General features: G+C 69.9%; 14 protein-coding genes. 9 read left to right on the forward strand and 5 right to left on the reverse strand.

Annotated elements, in window-relative coordinates:
• Positions 1-40: 40 nt before the first annotated feature.
• The 6 genes from OG430_RS03205 to OG430_RS03230 all read left to right on the forward strand — a co-directional run bounded on the left by OG430_RS03205 (position 41) and on the right by OG430_RS03230 (position 9,126).
• Positions 41-661 carry a TetR/AcrR family transcriptional regulator gene (locus OG430_RS03205; protein WP_327350833.1) on the forward strand — a complete coding sequence of 207 codons (621 nt, stop codon included), beginning with the start codon at positions 41-43 and terminating at the stop codon, positions 659-661.
• Between the two features lie 117 nt (positions 662-778).
• A complete protein-coding gene (locus OG430_RS03210; protein WP_327350834.1) occupies positions 779-1,357 on the forward strand; it encodes a dihydrofolate reductase family protein in 579 nt (192 codons plus the stop codon).
• Positions 1,358-1,530: 173 nt separating this feature from the next.
• The gene (gene purB, locus OG430_RS03215; RefSeq protein ID WP_327350835.1) at positions 1,531-2,838 is read left to right on the forward strand and encodes an adenylosuccinate lyase; all 1,308 of its coding nucleotides are present in this window, start codon (positions 1,531-1,533) and stop codon (positions 2,836-2,838) included.
• Between the two features lie 164 nt (positions 2,839-3,002).
• Positions 3,003-3,233, forward strand: coding sequence for a hypothetical protein (locus OG430_RS03220; RefSeq protein ID WP_327350836.1), 231 nt, complete (start codon positions 3,003-3,005; stop codon positions 3,231-3,233).
• Between the two features lie 281 nt (positions 3,234-3,514).
• Positions 3,515-7,147, forward strand: a complete 3,633-nt coding sequence (locus OG430_RS03225; RefSeq protein ID WP_327350837.1) for a hypothetical protein — start codon at positions 3,515-3,517, stop codon at positions 7,145-7,147.
• Entirely contained in the window at positions 7,144-9,126 is a 1,983-nt protein-coding gene (locus tag OG430_RS03230; RefSeq protein WP_327350838.1) for a pentapeptide repeat-containing protein, read from the forward strand. The genes OG430_RS03225 and OG430_RS03230 overlap by 4 nt, the downstream gene beginning before the upstream one ends.
• A gap of 189 nt (positions 9,127-9,315) precedes the next feature.
• Here the strand turns inward: OG430_RS03230 and OG430_RS03235 are convergent, their stop codons facing one another.
• The 5 genes from OG430_RS03235 to OG430_RS03255 form a co-directional block, all read right to left on the reverse strand.
• Positions 9,316-9,810, reverse strand: a complete 495-nt coding sequence (locus OG430_RS03235) for a carboxymuconolactone decarboxylase family protein (RefSeq protein ID WP_327350839.1) — start codon at positions 9,808-9,810, stop codon at positions 9,316-9,318.
• 149 nt (positions 9,811-9,959) lie between these two features.
• Positions 9,960-10,130 carry a hypothetical protein gene (locus tag OG430_RS03240; RefSeq protein WP_327350840.1) on the reverse strand — a complete coding sequence of 57 codons (171 nt, stop codon included), beginning with the start codon at positions 10,128-10,130 and terminating at the stop codon, positions 9,960-9,962.
• Between the two features lie 27 nt (positions 10,131-10,157).
• On the reverse strand, positions 10,158-10,514 hold the full coding sequence (locus OG430_RS03245; protein WP_327350841.1) for a PRC-barrel domain-containing protein: 357 nt from the start codon (positions 10,512-10,514) through the stop codon (positions 10,158-10,160).
• Between the two features lie 129 nt (positions 10,515-10,643).
• Complete coding sequence (locus OG430_RS03250; RefSeq protein ID WP_327350842.1) at positions 10,644-11,072, reverse strand: nucleoside deaminase; 429 nt, start codon at positions 11,070-11,072, stop codon at positions 10,644-10,646.
• Positions 11,069-11,932 carry an LLM class flavin-dependent oxidoreductase gene (locus OG430_RS03255; protein WP_327350843.1) on the reverse strand — a complete coding sequence of 288 codons (864 nt, stop codon included), beginning with the start codon at positions 11,930-11,932 and terminating at the stop codon, positions 11,069-11,071. The genes OG430_RS03250 and OG430_RS03255 overlap by 4 nt, the downstream gene beginning before the upstream one ends.
• Before the next feature lie 94 nt (positions 11,933-12,026).
• Between OG430_RS03255 and OG430_RS03260 the strand changes: the two genes are divergently transcribed.
• The 3 genes from OG430_RS03260 to OG430_RS03270 all read left to right on the forward strand — a co-directional run bounded on the left by OG430_RS03260 (position 12,027) and on the right by OG430_RS03270 (position 15,183).
• Positions 12,027-12,506 carry an Lrp/AsnC family transcriptional regulator gene (locus tag OG430_RS03260; RefSeq protein WP_327350844.1) on the forward strand — a complete coding sequence of 160 codons (480 nt, stop codon included), beginning with the start codon at positions 12,027-12,029 and terminating at the stop codon, positions 12,504-12,506.
• A gap of 254 nt (positions 12,507-12,760) precedes the next feature.
• On the forward strand, positions 12,761-13,780 hold the full coding sequence (locus OG430_RS03265) for a MerR family transcriptional regulator (protein ID WP_327350845.1): 1,020 nt from the start codon (positions 12,761-12,763) through the stop codon (positions 13,778-13,780).
• 152 nt (positions 13,781-13,932) lie between these two features.
• Positions 13,933-15,183, forward strand: a complete 1,251-nt coding sequence (locus OG430_RS03270) for an arsenic transporter (protein ID WP_327350846.1) — start codon at positions 13,933-13,935, stop codon at positions 15,181-15,183.
• Positions 15,184-15,216 lie beyond the last annotated feature (33 nt).

The raw sequence follows: 15,216 nt of genomic DNA on the forward strand, positions 1-15,216 counted from the left end.
CATTCACATAACAGGTGTTACGTCAATGTAGCGTGGTGGCATGCCACGTACCAAGGGAGATCACGAGGCCCGCCGACGCGACGTCTCCGAAGCCGTCTGGCAGGTCATGGCCACACGCGGTTTCGCCGGCCTGACCCTGCGCGCCGTCGCCACCGAACTCGGCGCGACCACCGGACTGCTCACGCATTACTTCCCCACCAAGCGCGCCCTGGTGGAGTACGCCCTTGACCTGCTGGAGCAGCGCACCCTCTCCCGCCCCCGTCGCCAGGCGGGCAAGGGCCTGGCGGCCCTCAGGGCCGCGCTCCTCGACATCCTGCCGCTAACCCCAGAGGCCACCGACAGCAACCGCATCTGGGTCTCCTCCTGGGACGCCGCGCTCTCCGACGCCGACCTGAGCGCCGACTACGCCCGCAAGTACGCCCAGAGCCGGGACCGGCTGTGCGACCGGGTGGCCGCGGCCCAGGAGCTCGGCGAGCTGCCTCCTGGAAACCCCGCAGACATCGCGGCCGGCGCCCAGTCCTTCACCCTCGGCCTGGTCGTCCAGGCCCTGTTCGCCCCGGCGGCATTCACGCCACAGCGCCAGGTCGAGCTCCTGGACGACTACTTGGCCGCCCTCGCCGCCCCGTCCTCCGCCGAGAACGACGACTCGACAGGATCCTGACGGCAGGGCGCGGCCCCGACGCCTGACTCCGGGCGCCCCGACCGATGAGTCTCTCCGTGGCGGCCGGTCTGTATCCCTGGAACGAGATCAACCGCACTCGCATTCAAGGAGACCACCATGACCGCCACCTACACCTTCGACGTCTTCTCCAGCCTCGACGGCTTCGGCGCCGCCAGTGGCGACTGGACCGGCTACTGGGGCAAGCAGGGCCCCGAGCTCCTCGACCACCGCCTCGGCCTGTACGCCGAGGAGCAGCGGATGGTCTTCGGGGCCAACACCCATCGGGCGTTCGCGCAGATGCTGGCGTCGAGCACCGAGGAGTCCGAGGTGCGCGACCCGTGGGTCACCCGGATGGTGAACCTGCCCGCGACGGTGGTGTCGTCGACCCTGGAAGGCCCCCTCGACTGGCCGGACGCGACCGTCGTCAGCGGCGACGCCGTGGACGTCATCGCTCAGCTCAAGGAGAAGTCCGAAGTACCGCTGCGCTCGCACGGCAGCCTGTCGATGAACCGGGCACTGATGGCCGCCGGTCTGGTCGACCGCGTCCAGGTGACGCTCTTCCCGGTGATCACCGGTCGGACCGGACTGGACCCGATCTTCCACGGGGCGGCCGACTTCGACCTCGAACTGCTCGAGCACCGCACGCTCGACGGCGACATCCAAGAGCTCGTCTACCGGCCCACCCTGCATCCCTGAGCCGGACGCCGAGGCGCGTCGGTGGATGATCCCGTCCTCGAATCGCCTCCTGGAACGACCACCACAATGTAATATGCACTACCATTGGGCGCCTATTACATTCAGTGAGGCGCGGTCAGTCCGGCGGGCGACACCGATCTGGGCGAACCAGCAGGCAGAGAAGGGCTCCAGCCTTGATCGACAGGTATGCGCGACCCGAGATGGCCGCCCTGTGGACCGACGAGCACAAGTACGCGACCTGGGTCCGGGTCGAGGTGCTGGCCAGTGCGGCCCAGGCGGAGATCGGAGTGGTCCCGGCCGAGGCGCTGACGGACATCCGGCGCGCGCCGGTGCCGTCGGTCGAGCGGGTCCGGGAGTGCGAGCGCACCCGGGACCACGAGATTCTGGCCTTCCTCGCCGCCTATACGGAGACCATGCCGGCCGACTCCGCCCGCTGGGTGCACCACGGGATGACCAGCTACGACCTGGTCGACACCGCGCTCGGCCACCTGCTGGCCCGCTCGTGCGACCTGGTCATCGACGCGGCACGCGACTTCGCCCGGCTGCTGGCCGAGCGGGCCCTGGAGCACTGGGACACCCCGTGCATCGCCCGTACGCACGGGATCCACGCGGAGCCGACGACGTTCGGGCAGAAGCTGGCCGGGCACGCCCATGCCATGCACCGCTGCCTGTCCCGGCTCACGGCTGCCCGCGCATCGGTGGCCGTGGGCACGATCTCCGGCCCGGTCGGCACGTACTCCCACATCTCCGAGCAGGTCGAGGCCCGGGTATGCGCCGAGCTCGGCCTGGGCATCGAGCCGATCCCGACGCAGGTCGTCGCCCGCGACCGGCACGCCGAGCTGCTGTCGGCGCTGGCGGTCACGGGGGCCGTCGTCGAGCAATTCGCCCTGGAGATGCGCCTGTTGCAGCGCACCGAGGTCGGCGAGGTCGAGGAACCCCGCACCAGCGCCTACCAGGGCTCCAGCGCCATGCCGCACAAGCGCAACCCGACCACGAGTGAGCGGTTGTGCGGTCTGGCGCGGCTGCTGCGCGCCAACGCGGGTGCCGCGTACGAGAACGTCGCCCTGTGGCACGAGCGGGACCTCGCCCACTCGTCCAGCGAACGGATCATCCTGCCCGACAGCCTGACCGTCGCCCACTACCAACTCACCGGCGCCGCCGACCTGTTGCGCGGCCTGCGGATCTTCCCCGAGCGCATGGCCCGCAACATCGACTTCACCGATGGGCTGATCTATTCCTCCGAGGTCTTCCTCGACCTCGTGGCCGCCGGCACCGACCGCGAGGAGGCCTACCGCCTGGTGCAGGCCGCGGCGACCGACGCCTGGTCCAACGGCACCAGCCTGAGCGGTGCGTTGACCGAGCGGGGCGTGGCGGTCGACGCCGACCGGCTGCGGCCGGACCGGTTCCTGGGCAACCGCGCCCACCTCAAGTCCCGACTCGAAGAGCTGAGCAAGGAGTTGCATCACCCTGTGGACCTGTGAGCTCGCCGTCGGCGACGACATGGACGTCCAGGACGCAGCGGGTTGAACCGGGTACCGGCGATCGACCGCTGAGGACCTTCAGCCACCCCGACCGGCCCTCTCTGTGACGCGCCGCACCCAGCCATGACGACTTTCCTGCCGCACTCAGCCTCACCGTTGGTCTCGTGGTGGCGCGCCTGGAGCACCGCTGTTGCGGCCTGGCGCAGCAACCATGTTCCGGCGAGGACGACCAGAGCCATGGCGCCCAACTGGCTTACCGTGAGCTGCTCGTGCAGGACGAGGAAGCCGATTCCCGCTCCTGCGGCGGGGCCCAGCGCGAGCAGCACCCCGAAGGCGCGCGTGCCGATGCGCCGCAGGAGCGTCATGTCCAGGACGTCCGCAGTGGTCGATGCTGACGGCCGGATGCCGATCCGCATCTGACGGCTCCCGGTGCGGTGCGCCGACGACTCGCCGCGCAAGCGCCATCCCTTTCAAGCCAACCTGGGGCCGCGGCCCCCGCCCGCGCCGAAGCCGTTGTCGACAAGTCGGGCCGGTGCCAGACTCCATGGCCCGGCACCGGCTTGCGCGCACACCGGTTTCGCGAGGCGACCTGCTCCGCGCCGCCCGGCCTGCCGTCACGCACGTGGTCTCTCCCCCCACTCTCCTGCATTTCTGCGAGCTGAAGGCGAGGCCACTGATGAGGCCCACCGAGCACCGCACGCTGCACTACGACTTCTCCCATCTGAGCGGGAAGCGCGAGTACACCTTCCACCACGGCGCTCTGGCGGTGCCGTTGCGGCGACACACGGCGGCGACGCTGACCGCGGCACGCAAGGCCGTTCCCCTGCTGCGGCTCGTTCCGGACCGGCATCTGACGCACTTCGTCGAGGCAGACCTCTTCACCGACGCCATCGGCATGAACTCGGTGACGATCCGCAAGCGCCTCGGGAGCCGCCAGATCGATCATGTGGTGCACATGGCCGTCAACGTCCCCACCGCGGGCCGGGAGGCAGGACGCGCCAGGCTCCTGCGCAGGTGGCGCAAGGAGAGCGGCAGGGGTACGCCCTTCGGCCGCGCCAAGCCGGCCGTCCACCCCAAGCTTGCGCAGTACGACGTCACGCCCCAGCGGGTGCGTCAAGTCCTCGGCAACAGTGCGCTGCCCGAGTTCCCGGACCACATCTACGACATCAACGACGCCATCGACGCGGCCACCGCCCTGCTCTACCACCACAGCGACCTGGTCAACCTCAACACCGACGACGGCGGCAGCATCCCGGCGATCATCATCGAGGACTGCATCACGCCCGCCGTGAGCAGCACCATGGAACTCCCCCTGGAGATCCTCGACGAGGGCGACGCGTGGATGATCACCACGCAGATCGACGGCAGCAACGCCCTCAGCTCCACCCCCAGCCCCGACGTCCAGGACATGACCACCGGCCCGCTCCAGGCCGCGCTGATCAGCGCCCAGAACCATCCGGACCTCGAGGGACAGCAGTGGAGTTACGAGTACGGGACCACGGCGTCGGACTATGACAGCACGAGCGGCTCCGTCCCCCCGGCGGACCTGCTCCGCTCGGACGCGGGCAGTTGGGCGGCCCGCAACCTCACCCCGTCCAACGGGCTGAGCATCGACGCCGGCAGCGTCTCGTACACCGAGCCGCCGACCACCACGGTGTGGACGGGCAAGGGCACCTGGTCCAGCAACGACGCCGTGCCGCTGCCCTCACAGACCATCGCGTCCCTGCTCGCCCAGGGGCAGGTCTCCCTCGTCGTCAGCTCGGCCGATCACCCCACCGGGCTGCTCACCGGCACACCCGACGCGGCGGGCGCGGATCCCGACACTGCCATGCAGCAGTACACCGTGGCCCTCACCGGTCCCGACACCGCCGTCACGGGCAGCGCGACCTGCACCCTCAACACCGGGGCATCCGGACTCAGTTACGACATCCGGATCGACCTCGGCAGCAAGAGCACCACCCTCGCCGCCGGGTTCACCTATCCCGACAAGAGCCAGCCGACGGGCCTCGTCACCGCCCCGATCGCGCTCACCGACGCGACCGGCTACGGCACGCTGTCCTTCGAGTGCACCAACAAGTGGCTGCGCCATCTGTCGGTCGGCGTGCAGTACTTGGGCCCCGGCGGAACCGTCCTGTCCCCGCCGGCCGGCTGGAACGACCAGATCCCCGAGTATCTGCGCGGCGCCTTCGAGCCCGATCCGAACACACCGTTCCTCGCACTGCTGCAGCCGGTCACCACCGTGTTCGGCGTCCCCATTCCGAACAAGCCGGTGCGACTCTCCGTCCCCGTCTGGGACGACGTGGCCGCCGTGCGCTTCCGCTGCGGCGGCCTCGGCACGGGGACGTACGACACCGCGGTGTGCCCGATCGGTCTGACGGTGACCTGTCTGGCCGAACTCGCCCTGCCGGTCTTCCTGATGTGGGCGTCCGCGGCCGTGATGGAGACCGACACCGTGAAGTCGATCATGGCGGACAAGGAGGTGCTGTTCGCCGTCTGCACCGCCGGGGCGTTCCTCGTATCCGGACCGACCGCCGCGTACATCGGAACCTCGCAGGATCCCGGCGCGGCCGCTGCGGGACTGGCCGAGAAGTTCGGGCCGCTGCTCCTTGACCCGGCGACCTCGCTGGGCAAATGGGTGCTCGCGCAGCTCCTCGGCGCCGCCGCCGAGGACGCCATTCCGTTCATCGACACCGCCCTCGCGGTGCTCAACAAGGCCGTCACCGCCGCCCAACTCGCCGAAACCACCGCCGAAGTGCTGCAGTCGCCGTTCGTGTACGAGACGGACCTGGTGCGCTCGGTGGAGCTCGACGTCACGCTCAAGCCCGACCCCGGCTACAACAAGTTCCCCGACTACCACGACCACTACACGGTCACCGTGTCCTACGACGTGGGCACCACCCTGCCCGTCGTGACCAACTACCTGGACGACGACCACCCGGTCAGCGATGCGATCGTGGTGAAGTTCCCGGCCGTGCCCTCCGGCGGCAACCTCAAGGTCCTGGTCGTCTTCTACGCCGAGGACGGCTGGCAGTCCGGTCAAGGCCAGACCGACTGGATCGACAGCGTGGTCGAGAAGGGCCAGCTGAGTGTCGAGGTGGTGGTCACCACGAACGAGCCCACGCTGAACGACCAGAGCGTCTATCTGCACAAGTGCAAGATCGGGCAGCTGTCCTCCGGGGACCTGGGCTGGCTGGACTACCCGGGCAAGCCGCCGACGGCCACCGTCACCACGCCCTCGCCGTACGCGAGCAAGGGCAAGGCGCTGGTGCAATGGGCCGACCTCACCGTCGCCCAGTCCCCCGAGATGATCGGCTACTGCTGGCAGGCCACAGGGCTCTCGGTGCCGCCCGATCAGCCCGACCGTCCCGTCTCGAACGACGCGCTGTGGATGCTGCAGAACCTCTCCGTCCTGGAGCACCCGCAGGCCGGGCTCTCGTACCCGAAGGTCGGCTTCACCGGCCAGCCGCTGATGGCGTACGACCTGGCCAGCTCCGACGACGGCAAGGGCGCGAACTTCTTCGTCGACCCCACCCGCGGCGCCTTCGACCCGAAATCCAACCCCGCCGGCGGCTACCATCTGCGCCGGCTCACTCTCAGCCACGCAGGCCCCGGACCGGTTTTCGGTGTCGGCAGCAACCAGAGCTACGGACGCTTCCCGCTGCCGATGGATCACTGCGTGTACCACTCGCAGGGCTTCGTGTTCGGCATCAACAGCGCCACCCACAAGATCTTCAAGCTGGACGTCCTGGACAGCTATGTCGCCGACCAGGACGCCCCGATGGCGACCCAGGCCGCGGGCAAGGGCACCCGGGACGGGCTGATCTACCAGCCCGTCGCGATCGCCGCCGCCCTCGACGGCAGGGTCCTGGTCCTGGAGGCGGGCAACCAGCGGGTGCAGGCCTTCGACACATGCGGCAAACCGGTCAAGTACTTCGCCGACCCCGACAACCCCGGTGACCCCAACGCCAAGATCGCGACGATGGCCCTGGTCAAACGCTCACAGACGCACCTGCTCGACCTGGCGACCGAGGCCCAGGGGTACCTGTACGTCCTGTCCTACACCGGGGACGGCAGCAAGCCGACGCAGTACCAGATGGACCTGTACAACCCCGACGGATCGCTGCTCGTCTCCACCCCGAAGGTACCGGCGGCCCGGATGACGGTGGACATCCTGCGCTCCATGTACACCCTCAACTTCGAGGTCATCGTGGACGCGTACGGGCGCCCCCAGCCCTCCGTCAGCCAGTGGCTGCCGCCCGCCCCGCCGCCCGGCCTGTCGGGGCGCAAACCGAGGCGGGGGCGGCGATGAGCGTCAAGTCCCCCTTCTACGGCAAGCTCCAGGTCCTCGACACCACCGCAGGCATCGTCTGGGGCATCAACGGCGTCCTCGGCTCCGGCACCCAGATCCTGGTGTACAAGGCGCCGACGCCCAGCCCGGTGCCCGGATACAGGCTGGTCACCGGCCAGTTGGAGAGCGCCACCGCCCAGCCGACCCGGCCGGGCGGGCTCTGGGAGTCCTATCTCGCGCCCTCCCCCATCAGCGCGGTGGCGCAGAACGCCAACGGCGTCGGCAGCAACACCCCCGGTGGCATCAAACCCACCCAGTTCCTGTACAAGGAGACACCGAACGCCCAGGGCCCACCGACCGTCTCCTTCATGGCGTACGACGGGCCGCCCGGCGGAACCTTCGGCCTGTGGGCGCTGTCCACCGGAGGCAAGTTCTGGGGCTGGAGCACCGCGCCCACGCCGCCCGCGAAGTTCCCGTACGCGATGGGCGTCTCCGCACCCTCGGCCGCGTACGCCCGCACGTATCTGTCCGGCGCCTGCCCGCCAGGCTGCGACTACACCTGGTGCGACCTGAGCGAGGAGGACTGGAGCGGGCTGCGGCTGCCCGGCGCCCGCTTCGCCGGCGCCGACCTGAGCGGCACCGACCTCGGCGGCTGCGATCTGACCGGAGCCGACTTCCGCGGTGTGGCCGCCCTGGCCGGCGCCGACCTCACCAACACCGTGCTCACCAATGCCCGGTTCGACGGGGTCGACCTGACCGGCATGGACTTCAGCGGCGCCCAGCTGCAGGGTGCCGGGTTCACCGGGGCCACACTGACGAACGCGGTCTTCCTCGACACGAGCAGCAGGAAAGCGGATCTGACCGGGCTGGACTTCGCGGCCTCGGCCGGCGTCCGCGGGGCGCGCTTCGGCACCTCGCTGTCCGGCGTGGACTTCACGGCCTGCGACCTGACCGGAGTGGACTTCAGCGGCGCGGTGATGAAAGGCACCGTCTTCCACCGCTGCGATCTGCGCCCGGCCGTGTTCTCCTCCCCGCCGGTGTTCTCCGACGACCCGAAGTACCTCACCGATCTGTCCCAGGCCGTCGTCGACTTCACCCAGATCGGCAAGAACTGGTCGTTCATGAACCTCACGGACACCCAGATCCTGTCGCTCCCCGTCGACCTCAGCGGCCTCACCGCCCGCTCCTCGCTCATGACCAACTGGGTTCTGTCCAACCACAAGTTGTACGGAGCTGTCCTCGCCGGAGCCGATCTGCGCGGCGCCACCCTCTCCGAGTGCGATCTCACCAAGGCCGACCTCAGCAGCACCCAACTGCAGGCGGACAGCGACTACCGGGCCGCGATCCTGTCCGGCTCACAGATGGAGAACGCCACCCTCGCCGACGCCAACCTGACCGGGACGTCACTGAGCGGTGTGTATCTGTGGGGCACACAGGCGAGCGTGGCCAAGGCGCTGATACGCAACACCTCCTTCTCCGGCGCCTACTTGACCGGCATCAGCTTCGTGTCGGTGTCGCAGAACGGCTGCAAGGGCGCCGACTTCTCCTACGCCTGCCTGGTCAACGCCGACTTCACGGGCACCGATCTGACCGACCTGGACGGCCAGCCGGTCCGCATGTTCAAGGCCTGCCTGCAGGGGGCCAACTTCACCAACGCCCATCTGGACGGCGCGGATCTCACCGCGGCGGCCGTGGACGAGAACCCGGGCGTCCTGCCGGTGACGATCCAGAACGGCTGGCCGGCAGGGAACACCGTCTGCCTGAAGATCAGCTATCCGCAGGGCACGACCGGCATCGAGAAGGCCACCACACACGCCACCACCTGCCCGGCGGGCAGTCTGGGCCCGTGCACGGGCGACGCCCTGCTCTCACCACAGGCTCCGACGTCGTGGCCCTCCTCGGCGATGGGCTCGGGAAAGAAGCCGGGAGGGCCGCAGCACAAGCCGGGTAAGCCAGGTAAGCCTGGACAGCGGGGGGACGGACACGGGCGTCGGGAGTAGCTGGGAAACAGGCCCTAGGGCGTGTCTTCAAACTCCCGTCTGCCCCGCGACGCCCGGCACGCACTCTCGCCGCACCGGGCGAAAGCCCAAGTACGTCCAGTACGAGGACTTCCACCCGGCACGCCGAGAGCACGCACCAGACGCCGCAAGGCCGCCCTTCGGGCGACGACGGGAGTTTGAAGACACGCCCTAGTCCCACTGCTGGGTGGCGAGGGAGGTGACCGGCTGGGGCTTGCCGATGACGGCCAGCGCGATGAAGAAGTTGATCTGGCCGATCGCGATGGTGAGCGTGGCCAGCGCCTTGTCGTCATAGTGCTTGGCGACCTCGGCATACAGCTCGTCACCCACCCGCTCCTTGCCTTGCGGGGCGGGCTGGAGGGTGGCCTCCACCAAGGCGAGGGCGGCACGCTCGGCGTCGGTGAAGTACGGAGCGTCCTGCCACGAGGAAACGGCCGTGATGCGCTCCTCGGACACCCCGGCCTTCCGCAGGAAGCTCGTGTTCAGAATGGTCAGATAGGTGTTGTGCACGATCTGCCCGGCACGCAGGTGAACAAGGCTCATCGTGGTGCGCGGCACCGACTGGTTGCCCGTGGCCCGGAAGAGAGCCGCGCTGATGTCGGCCAGCTCGGGCACGAACTCGCCAGGGTTGGGCATCCGGGAAATGGAGGTGTTGGTGTTCGTCATGGCTGCTCTCCTTGCATCGGGATCGGCCTCATCGGCGTCTTCACAGCCCTGACGGATGCCGGCGCGAAGATGTGACCGGAACCCGGAAAGTTCTTTCCCGGCCTGCTCCCGGACCGTGGCAGCCCCAGCGACGGCGGACGTGACCGCACCTACCTGATGGGACGTCGGCCGGCCCGGTGGGACCAGCGCAGCACACCGAGCGCCACGTCCACCACCAGCAACACGATGCCCAGGACCAGCAGAAGCCCCAGGCCCTTGACGACGGCGCCCACGATGCCCAGCGCGACCGCGATCAGGATGACGAGCAAGAAGATCGTCACAGCAACACCCTTTGTGGCGACAGGTCTTCAGCGGCGGGCGAGTTGTCGTTCGCCGCCGAGGCCAGGTTTGTAGGTCATGCCGTAGTGGTGATAGATCCCTTCCTCCTGATCCGCCGGCAGGACGTCGTCCGTGCCGATCGAAGGAGCCTTCTTCACCAGCGACTTGGGGTACGCGACCTTGACGTAGCCCGGCCCGACGACGGCTTCGGTCAGGGGGACGAAGAGCAATCGGTGACGCGTGGGGAGCCCGGCCCGTACGGTCGCCATGGCCGGCTCGTCGGTGGCCGTGTGCACGTAGACCGCTTCCAGCACTCCGATCTTGTGCCCGTCCGGGTCGACGACGTCATGGTTCCGCCATTCCCGTACATCGGCTGCCTGGATCATTGGCCACTCCCCTCATCGCCGGAACGTCGCCCCCCCCCCCCACGTCGGAGTACCCCGACCCGGCGGATGCAGCCCCGGCGAAGTTCTGGGCGTCCGGTCTGCCCTGGCCCAGGCATCAGGAACGGGCAGTCAGGGGTAGTAGCCCTCGACCACGGCCCGCACCTCGTCGAGCAGCGCGGGGCCGTCCTGCAGCACCGGGGATCGGACGGGGGCCGGCCTGATGTCCAGGAGCTGTTCGTCGGACAGGGCGAACACCACACGTCGCAGCCCCGCCCACTGGATGACGGACGCGCACATGCCGCACGGCTGGCAGCTGGTGTACATCGTGGTGCCCGCCGCCGTGTCCGGGTCCAGCTCTCGCGCGGCCCACCGCGCCAGCTTCAGTTCCGGGTGCGCGGTGATGTCCCTGTCGGTGAGGGTCGTGTTGCGCTCCTCGGCCAGGACCGTCCCGTCCGGTCCCGCCAGCAGCGACCCGAACGGCGGGTTGCCGCTCTCGCGTGCTTCGGCCGCGAGCGCGATGGCCCGGCGCAGGAGGCTGTGGTCGTCGGGTGTGGTCATGGCTGTTCCGTTCCGGTGAGGGGCGCGGAGAAGTGGGCGGCCACCGTGGCGAGGGCCTGCCAGGCCGCCTGCGGGTGGCACGTCTCGCGGGGGTCACCCTGGTAGGTGTCGAGGACCACGGACTCGGCGCCGAGGAGCCGCAGTTGGTCGAGGTCGTCCATGATCTGGTCGATGGTGCCCTCACCGGCGAGCCGTTCCGGTCCGTCGACCGGTGCGGAGGTGAGCCGGAGGGCGATCCGTGGGGCCAGGGCGGGCACGGGGAGGTGGTCCCCGGCCGCGTACGCCTCCAGCCTGGGCATGGCTTCGCGCAGCCACGGCAGCGTGGGGCGCAGTGGATGCCAGGCGTCGCCGAGGCGTACGGCCCGGCGCAGTCCCGCGTCGCTGTTGCCGCCGACCCACACCGGGATCTTCCGGTCTCCAAGGGAAGCGGTGTCCGTCCAGGCCGTCCGCATGTCCCGTACGTGCTCGTCGGTCAGCCGTCCGCGCTGTGCGAACGGGATGCCGAGCGCGGCGAACTCCTGCCGTGCCCAGCCCACCCCCACGCCGAGGACCAGCCTGCCGCCGCTCAGTTCATTCAGGTTGGCCGCCATCCGGGCGGTGAGCAGCGGGTGCCGGTAGGGGGCGACGAGGACCGTCGTGCCGAGCCGGATCCGGGTGGTGAGGCCGGCCAGCCAGGACAAGGTGGTGAAGGGCTCGTAGAACGGTGCCGGATAGCGCTCGGCGACATCCGGCGTGATGGCTATGTGGTCCGAGATCATCAGTAGGTCGAAGCCCAGACCCTCCACGGCCTGGGCCCAGTTCCGCAGGACGCCGGGGTCGGCTCCGGGGCCGAAGTTGAGGACGTTGACGCCGATCTTCATGCAGTCGAGCCTAGTCAGGCAGGAAGGGCCGCCAGAAGGGATTCCTGCCTGTTCACACGCCACTTGGCCGTGGATGTGCCGGTAATCTCACTGGATGACCGAGAGTCTTGATACGACGGACTGGGCGATCCTGGATGAGCTCCAGCGGGACGGGCGGATCCCGTTCACGGAACTGGCGCGGCGGGTGAACCTGAGCACCTCGGCGACGACGGAGCGGGTACGGCGCCTCGAGTCCGCCGGGGTGATCACGGGGTACCAGGCCAAGGTCGACCTGGAGCGGACCGGACACCCGGTCCTTGCGGTGGTCCGGCTCAAGTACCCGGGGCCGGGGACCCGGCACGAGCCGCTGCGGCGGCTGCTCGGGGAGCGCCCGGAGATCCTGGAGTGCCTGCGCACCACCGGGGACGACTGCTACGTGATGAAGGTGGCGGCCACGTCGATGGCTCACCTGGAGGAGATCGTCGACGAGTTGGCCGAGTTCGGGAGCACGACCACCAACCTCGTCCTCAGCCGGACGCTCCCGTTCCGTGGCCCGGGGGTCCCCCGGGAGCGTTCGGAAGCCCCCCGCCTTTGATGATGTCCGTACGGCACCACGGGGTGCCGTACGGACGAAGGTGGCCGCTACTCGGGGGAGGGAGGGCCACCTTCCCTCAGCAGCACCGACTCCGCTGAGGTGGACGGGGTCCTGGTCGACCGTCACCGGGAGCTGCCTTCGGACGATGGCGGGGCCGGGGGGATCGATCACCCCGCCATCGTGCGCTGTGCCAATGGTTTGCCCACTGCCATGAAGTAGCAACCTGCATCGTTTGTGCGCCGTATCGTGGCCGTGTGGACGAAGAGGCACCTCCCCCGCCCGAGGCCGTCGGGATCACGACCGGTGCCGTGGCACGGCAGTTGGGCATCTCCCCCGTCACGCTGCGCTCCTGGGACAAGCGGTACGGCATCGGGCCCGGCCGGCGGGTGCAGGGCCGGCACCGTCGGTGGGGCGAGCAGGACATCGCCGTACTGCGCGAGATGTGCCGACTGACCGCGACCGGCGTGCCACCCGCCGAAGCCGCCCGCGCAGCCCACGCAACCCGCACAACCCTCGCCGGCAACGCCCCGGTGTCCGGTCCGGAGGCCGGGCAGCAGCGATCCGCCGTACCCGCTCCGCGCCGCTCGGACGGCGGGCTGCCGCTCGCCGACGTACGCCAGGAGTGCCGTGGTCTCGGACGGGCCGCCGTACGCCTGGACGCACCCGCCGTGGACGCCCTGCTCAGCACGTTCGTCGCGCGGCACGGCCTGGTCGTGGCCTGGGAAGAGGTCATGGCGCCCGCCCTGCGCGCGGTGGGCCGCAAGTGGGCCTCGGCGGGCGACCGTTACGTGGAGGTCGAGCACCTGCTGTCCTGGCATGTGTCGACCGCGCTGCGCTGCGCCCCGGCCACGCTGCCGACCCCGGTGGACCGCCCGCCCCTGGTACTGGCCTGTGTACCGGGCGAGCAGCACTCCCTCGCCCTCGAGGCGCTGGTCGCGGCCCTGGCCCAACGGGGCCTGCCGGTGCGGATGTTCGGCCCTGCCGTACCACCCGAGGCCCTGGATGCGGCGGTCAGCAGGCTCGGCCCCACGGCGGTCGTGCTGTGGTCCCAGACCCGCTCCACCGCGAGCCGCCCCCTGGCCCAGCACATCGCCTCGCACACCTGGGGCGTCAAGGGCGCCCGCGGCCGGCCCGCGCTGATGACGGCCGGCCCCGGCTGGGCGGGCCGCGCCATGCCCGCGATGCTCCGCCCCGGCACGCTCAGCGAAGCGCTCGCCCTCCTTGAACCACTGTTCGGGACGCCTCCGCAAACCCCGGTCACCTCCCCCGCCTGACCCTGCTCGCCATGAAGAACGAATAGCTCGCACCGGCCCGGGCAGCGACGCGCACGTCGACCGGGCTCGCGCGCACGGAGATCGGACACGCCGGTCGCCCGCCGGGCGGGCCGGTGTCGGCCGGGCACCGACCACGCTGCATGATCTAGATCATGTTCGTGGAATGCCTTTCGGTGGCGGCGCTGGCCGTGGTTCTGGTCTGCGCCGTGGTCCGCCCCTTCCGGTGGCCCGAGGCGGCCTTCGCCGTCCCGGCCGCTGGTGTGGTCATCGCGACCGGGGCGATCCCGCTGCAGGACGTACAGCAGGAGGCCGGACGGCTCGGCCCGGTGATCGGATTCCTCGCCGCGATTCTCGTGCTCGCCAAACTCTGCGACGCCGAAGGCCTCTTCCACGCCTGCGGCGCCTGGATGGCACGCTGGGCGGCCGGTCGCCCACGGCGGCTGCTCGGGGCCGTCTTCGCGCTTGCCTCGGTCATCACCGCCGCGTTGAGTCTGGACGCCACCGTGGTCCTGCTCACCCCGGTGGTGTTCGCGACGGCCGCCAGGATGGGCACCCGGCCACGACCGCACGTCTACGCCGGAGCCCACCTGTCCAACACGGCGTCGCTCCTGTCGCCCGTCTCCAACCTGACGAACCTGCTGGCGTTCACCGCGACAGGGCTGTCCTTCACGCGCTTCGCCTTGCTGATGCTGTTGCCCTGGCTGGTCGCCATCGCCGTCGAATACGCCGTGTTCCTGCGCTTCTTCGCCGCGGACCTCGATGCCCCTGCTCGCGGCGCCGACGACGTGACGGAACCGCCGGAGCTTCCGGTGTTCGCCCTGGTGACGGTGGCGGCCACGCTCGTCGGATTCGGCGTGGCCTCCGCGCTGGGCATCGATCCGGCCTGGGCTGCCGCAGCCGGCGCGCTCGTCATGGCCGCGCGGGCCCTCGCCCGCCGCCACATCACACCGGCCCGGATCGTGAAGGCTGCCTCGCTGCCCTTCCTGGCCTTCGTCCTGGCCCTCGGCATCGTCGTCCGGGCCGTCATCGACAACGGCCTCGGCGACGCTCTGGGCCGGGTCGTGCCCGACGGCGCTTCGCTGCCTGCCCTGCTCGGCACCGCCGCGGTGGCCGCGGTCCTCGCCAACCTGATCAACAACCTGCCTGCCGTACTGGCGTTGACTCCCCTGGCAGCCCCCTCGGGCCCGGGAGCCGTCCTCGCCGTACTCCTCGGCGTGAACATCGGCCCCAACCTCACCTACGCCGGATCCCTGGCCACGCTCCTGTGGCGGCACATCGCCCACCAGCACGACCACGACGTCCGCCTCAAGGAGTTCACCCGCCTCGGCCTGCTCACCACCCCGGCGGCGCTGGCCCTTTCCACCCTCGCGCTCTGGGCATCTCTGCAGGTCCTGGGCCCTTGAGGCTTCCCCTTGAGCCTTCCCCCTCGACTCGCC

The sequence above is a fragment of the Streptomyces sp. NBC_01304 genome (genome assembly GCF_035975855.1).
Lineage (GTDB): Bacteria > Actinomycetota > Actinomycetes > Streptomycetales > Streptomycetaceae > Streptomyces.

Excerpts from the sequence above, each read along its gene's own strand:
- OG430_RS03210 (WP_327350834.1), top strand. The coding sequence starts at position 779 with ATGACCGCCACCTACACCTTCGACGTCTTCTCCAGCCTCGACGGCTTC.
- OG430_RS03250 (WP_327350842.1), bottom strand. The coding sequence starts at position 11,072 with ATGACCACACCCGACGACCACAGCCTCCTGCGCCGGGCCATCGCGCTC.
- OG430_RS03270 (WP_327350846.1), top strand. The coding sequence starts at position 13,933 with ATGTTCGTGGAATGCCTTTCGGTGGCGGCGCTGGCCGTGGTTCTGGTC.
- OG430_RS03255 (WP_327350843.1), bottom strand. The coding sequence starts at position 11,932 with ATGAAGATCGGCGTCAACGTCCTCAACTTCGGCCCCGGAGCCGACCCC.
- OG430_RS03205 (WP_327350833.1), top strand. The coding sequence starts at position 41 with ATGCCACGTACCAAGGGAGATCACGAGGCCCGCCGACGCGACGTCTCC.
- OG430_RS03260 (WP_327350844.1), top strand. The coding sequence starts at position 12,027 with ATGACCGAGAGTCTTGATACGACGGACTGGGCGATCCTGGATGAGCTC.
- OG430_RS03230 (WP_327350838.1), top strand. The coding sequence starts at position 7,144 with ATGAGCGTCAAGTCCCCCTTCTACGGCAAGCTCCAGGTCCTCGACACC.
- OG430_RS03235 (WP_327350839.1), bottom strand. The coding sequence starts at position 9,810 with ATGACGAACACCAACACCTCCATTTCCCGGATGCCCAACCCTGGCGAG.
- OG430_RS03245 (WP_327350841.1), bottom strand. The coding sequence starts at position 10,514 with ATGATCCAGGCAGCCGATGTACGGGAATGGCGGAACCATGACGTCGTC.
- OG430_RS03225 (WP_327350837.1), top strand. The coding sequence starts at position 3,515 with ATGAGGCCCACCGAGCACCGCACGCTGCACTACGACTTCTCCCATCTG.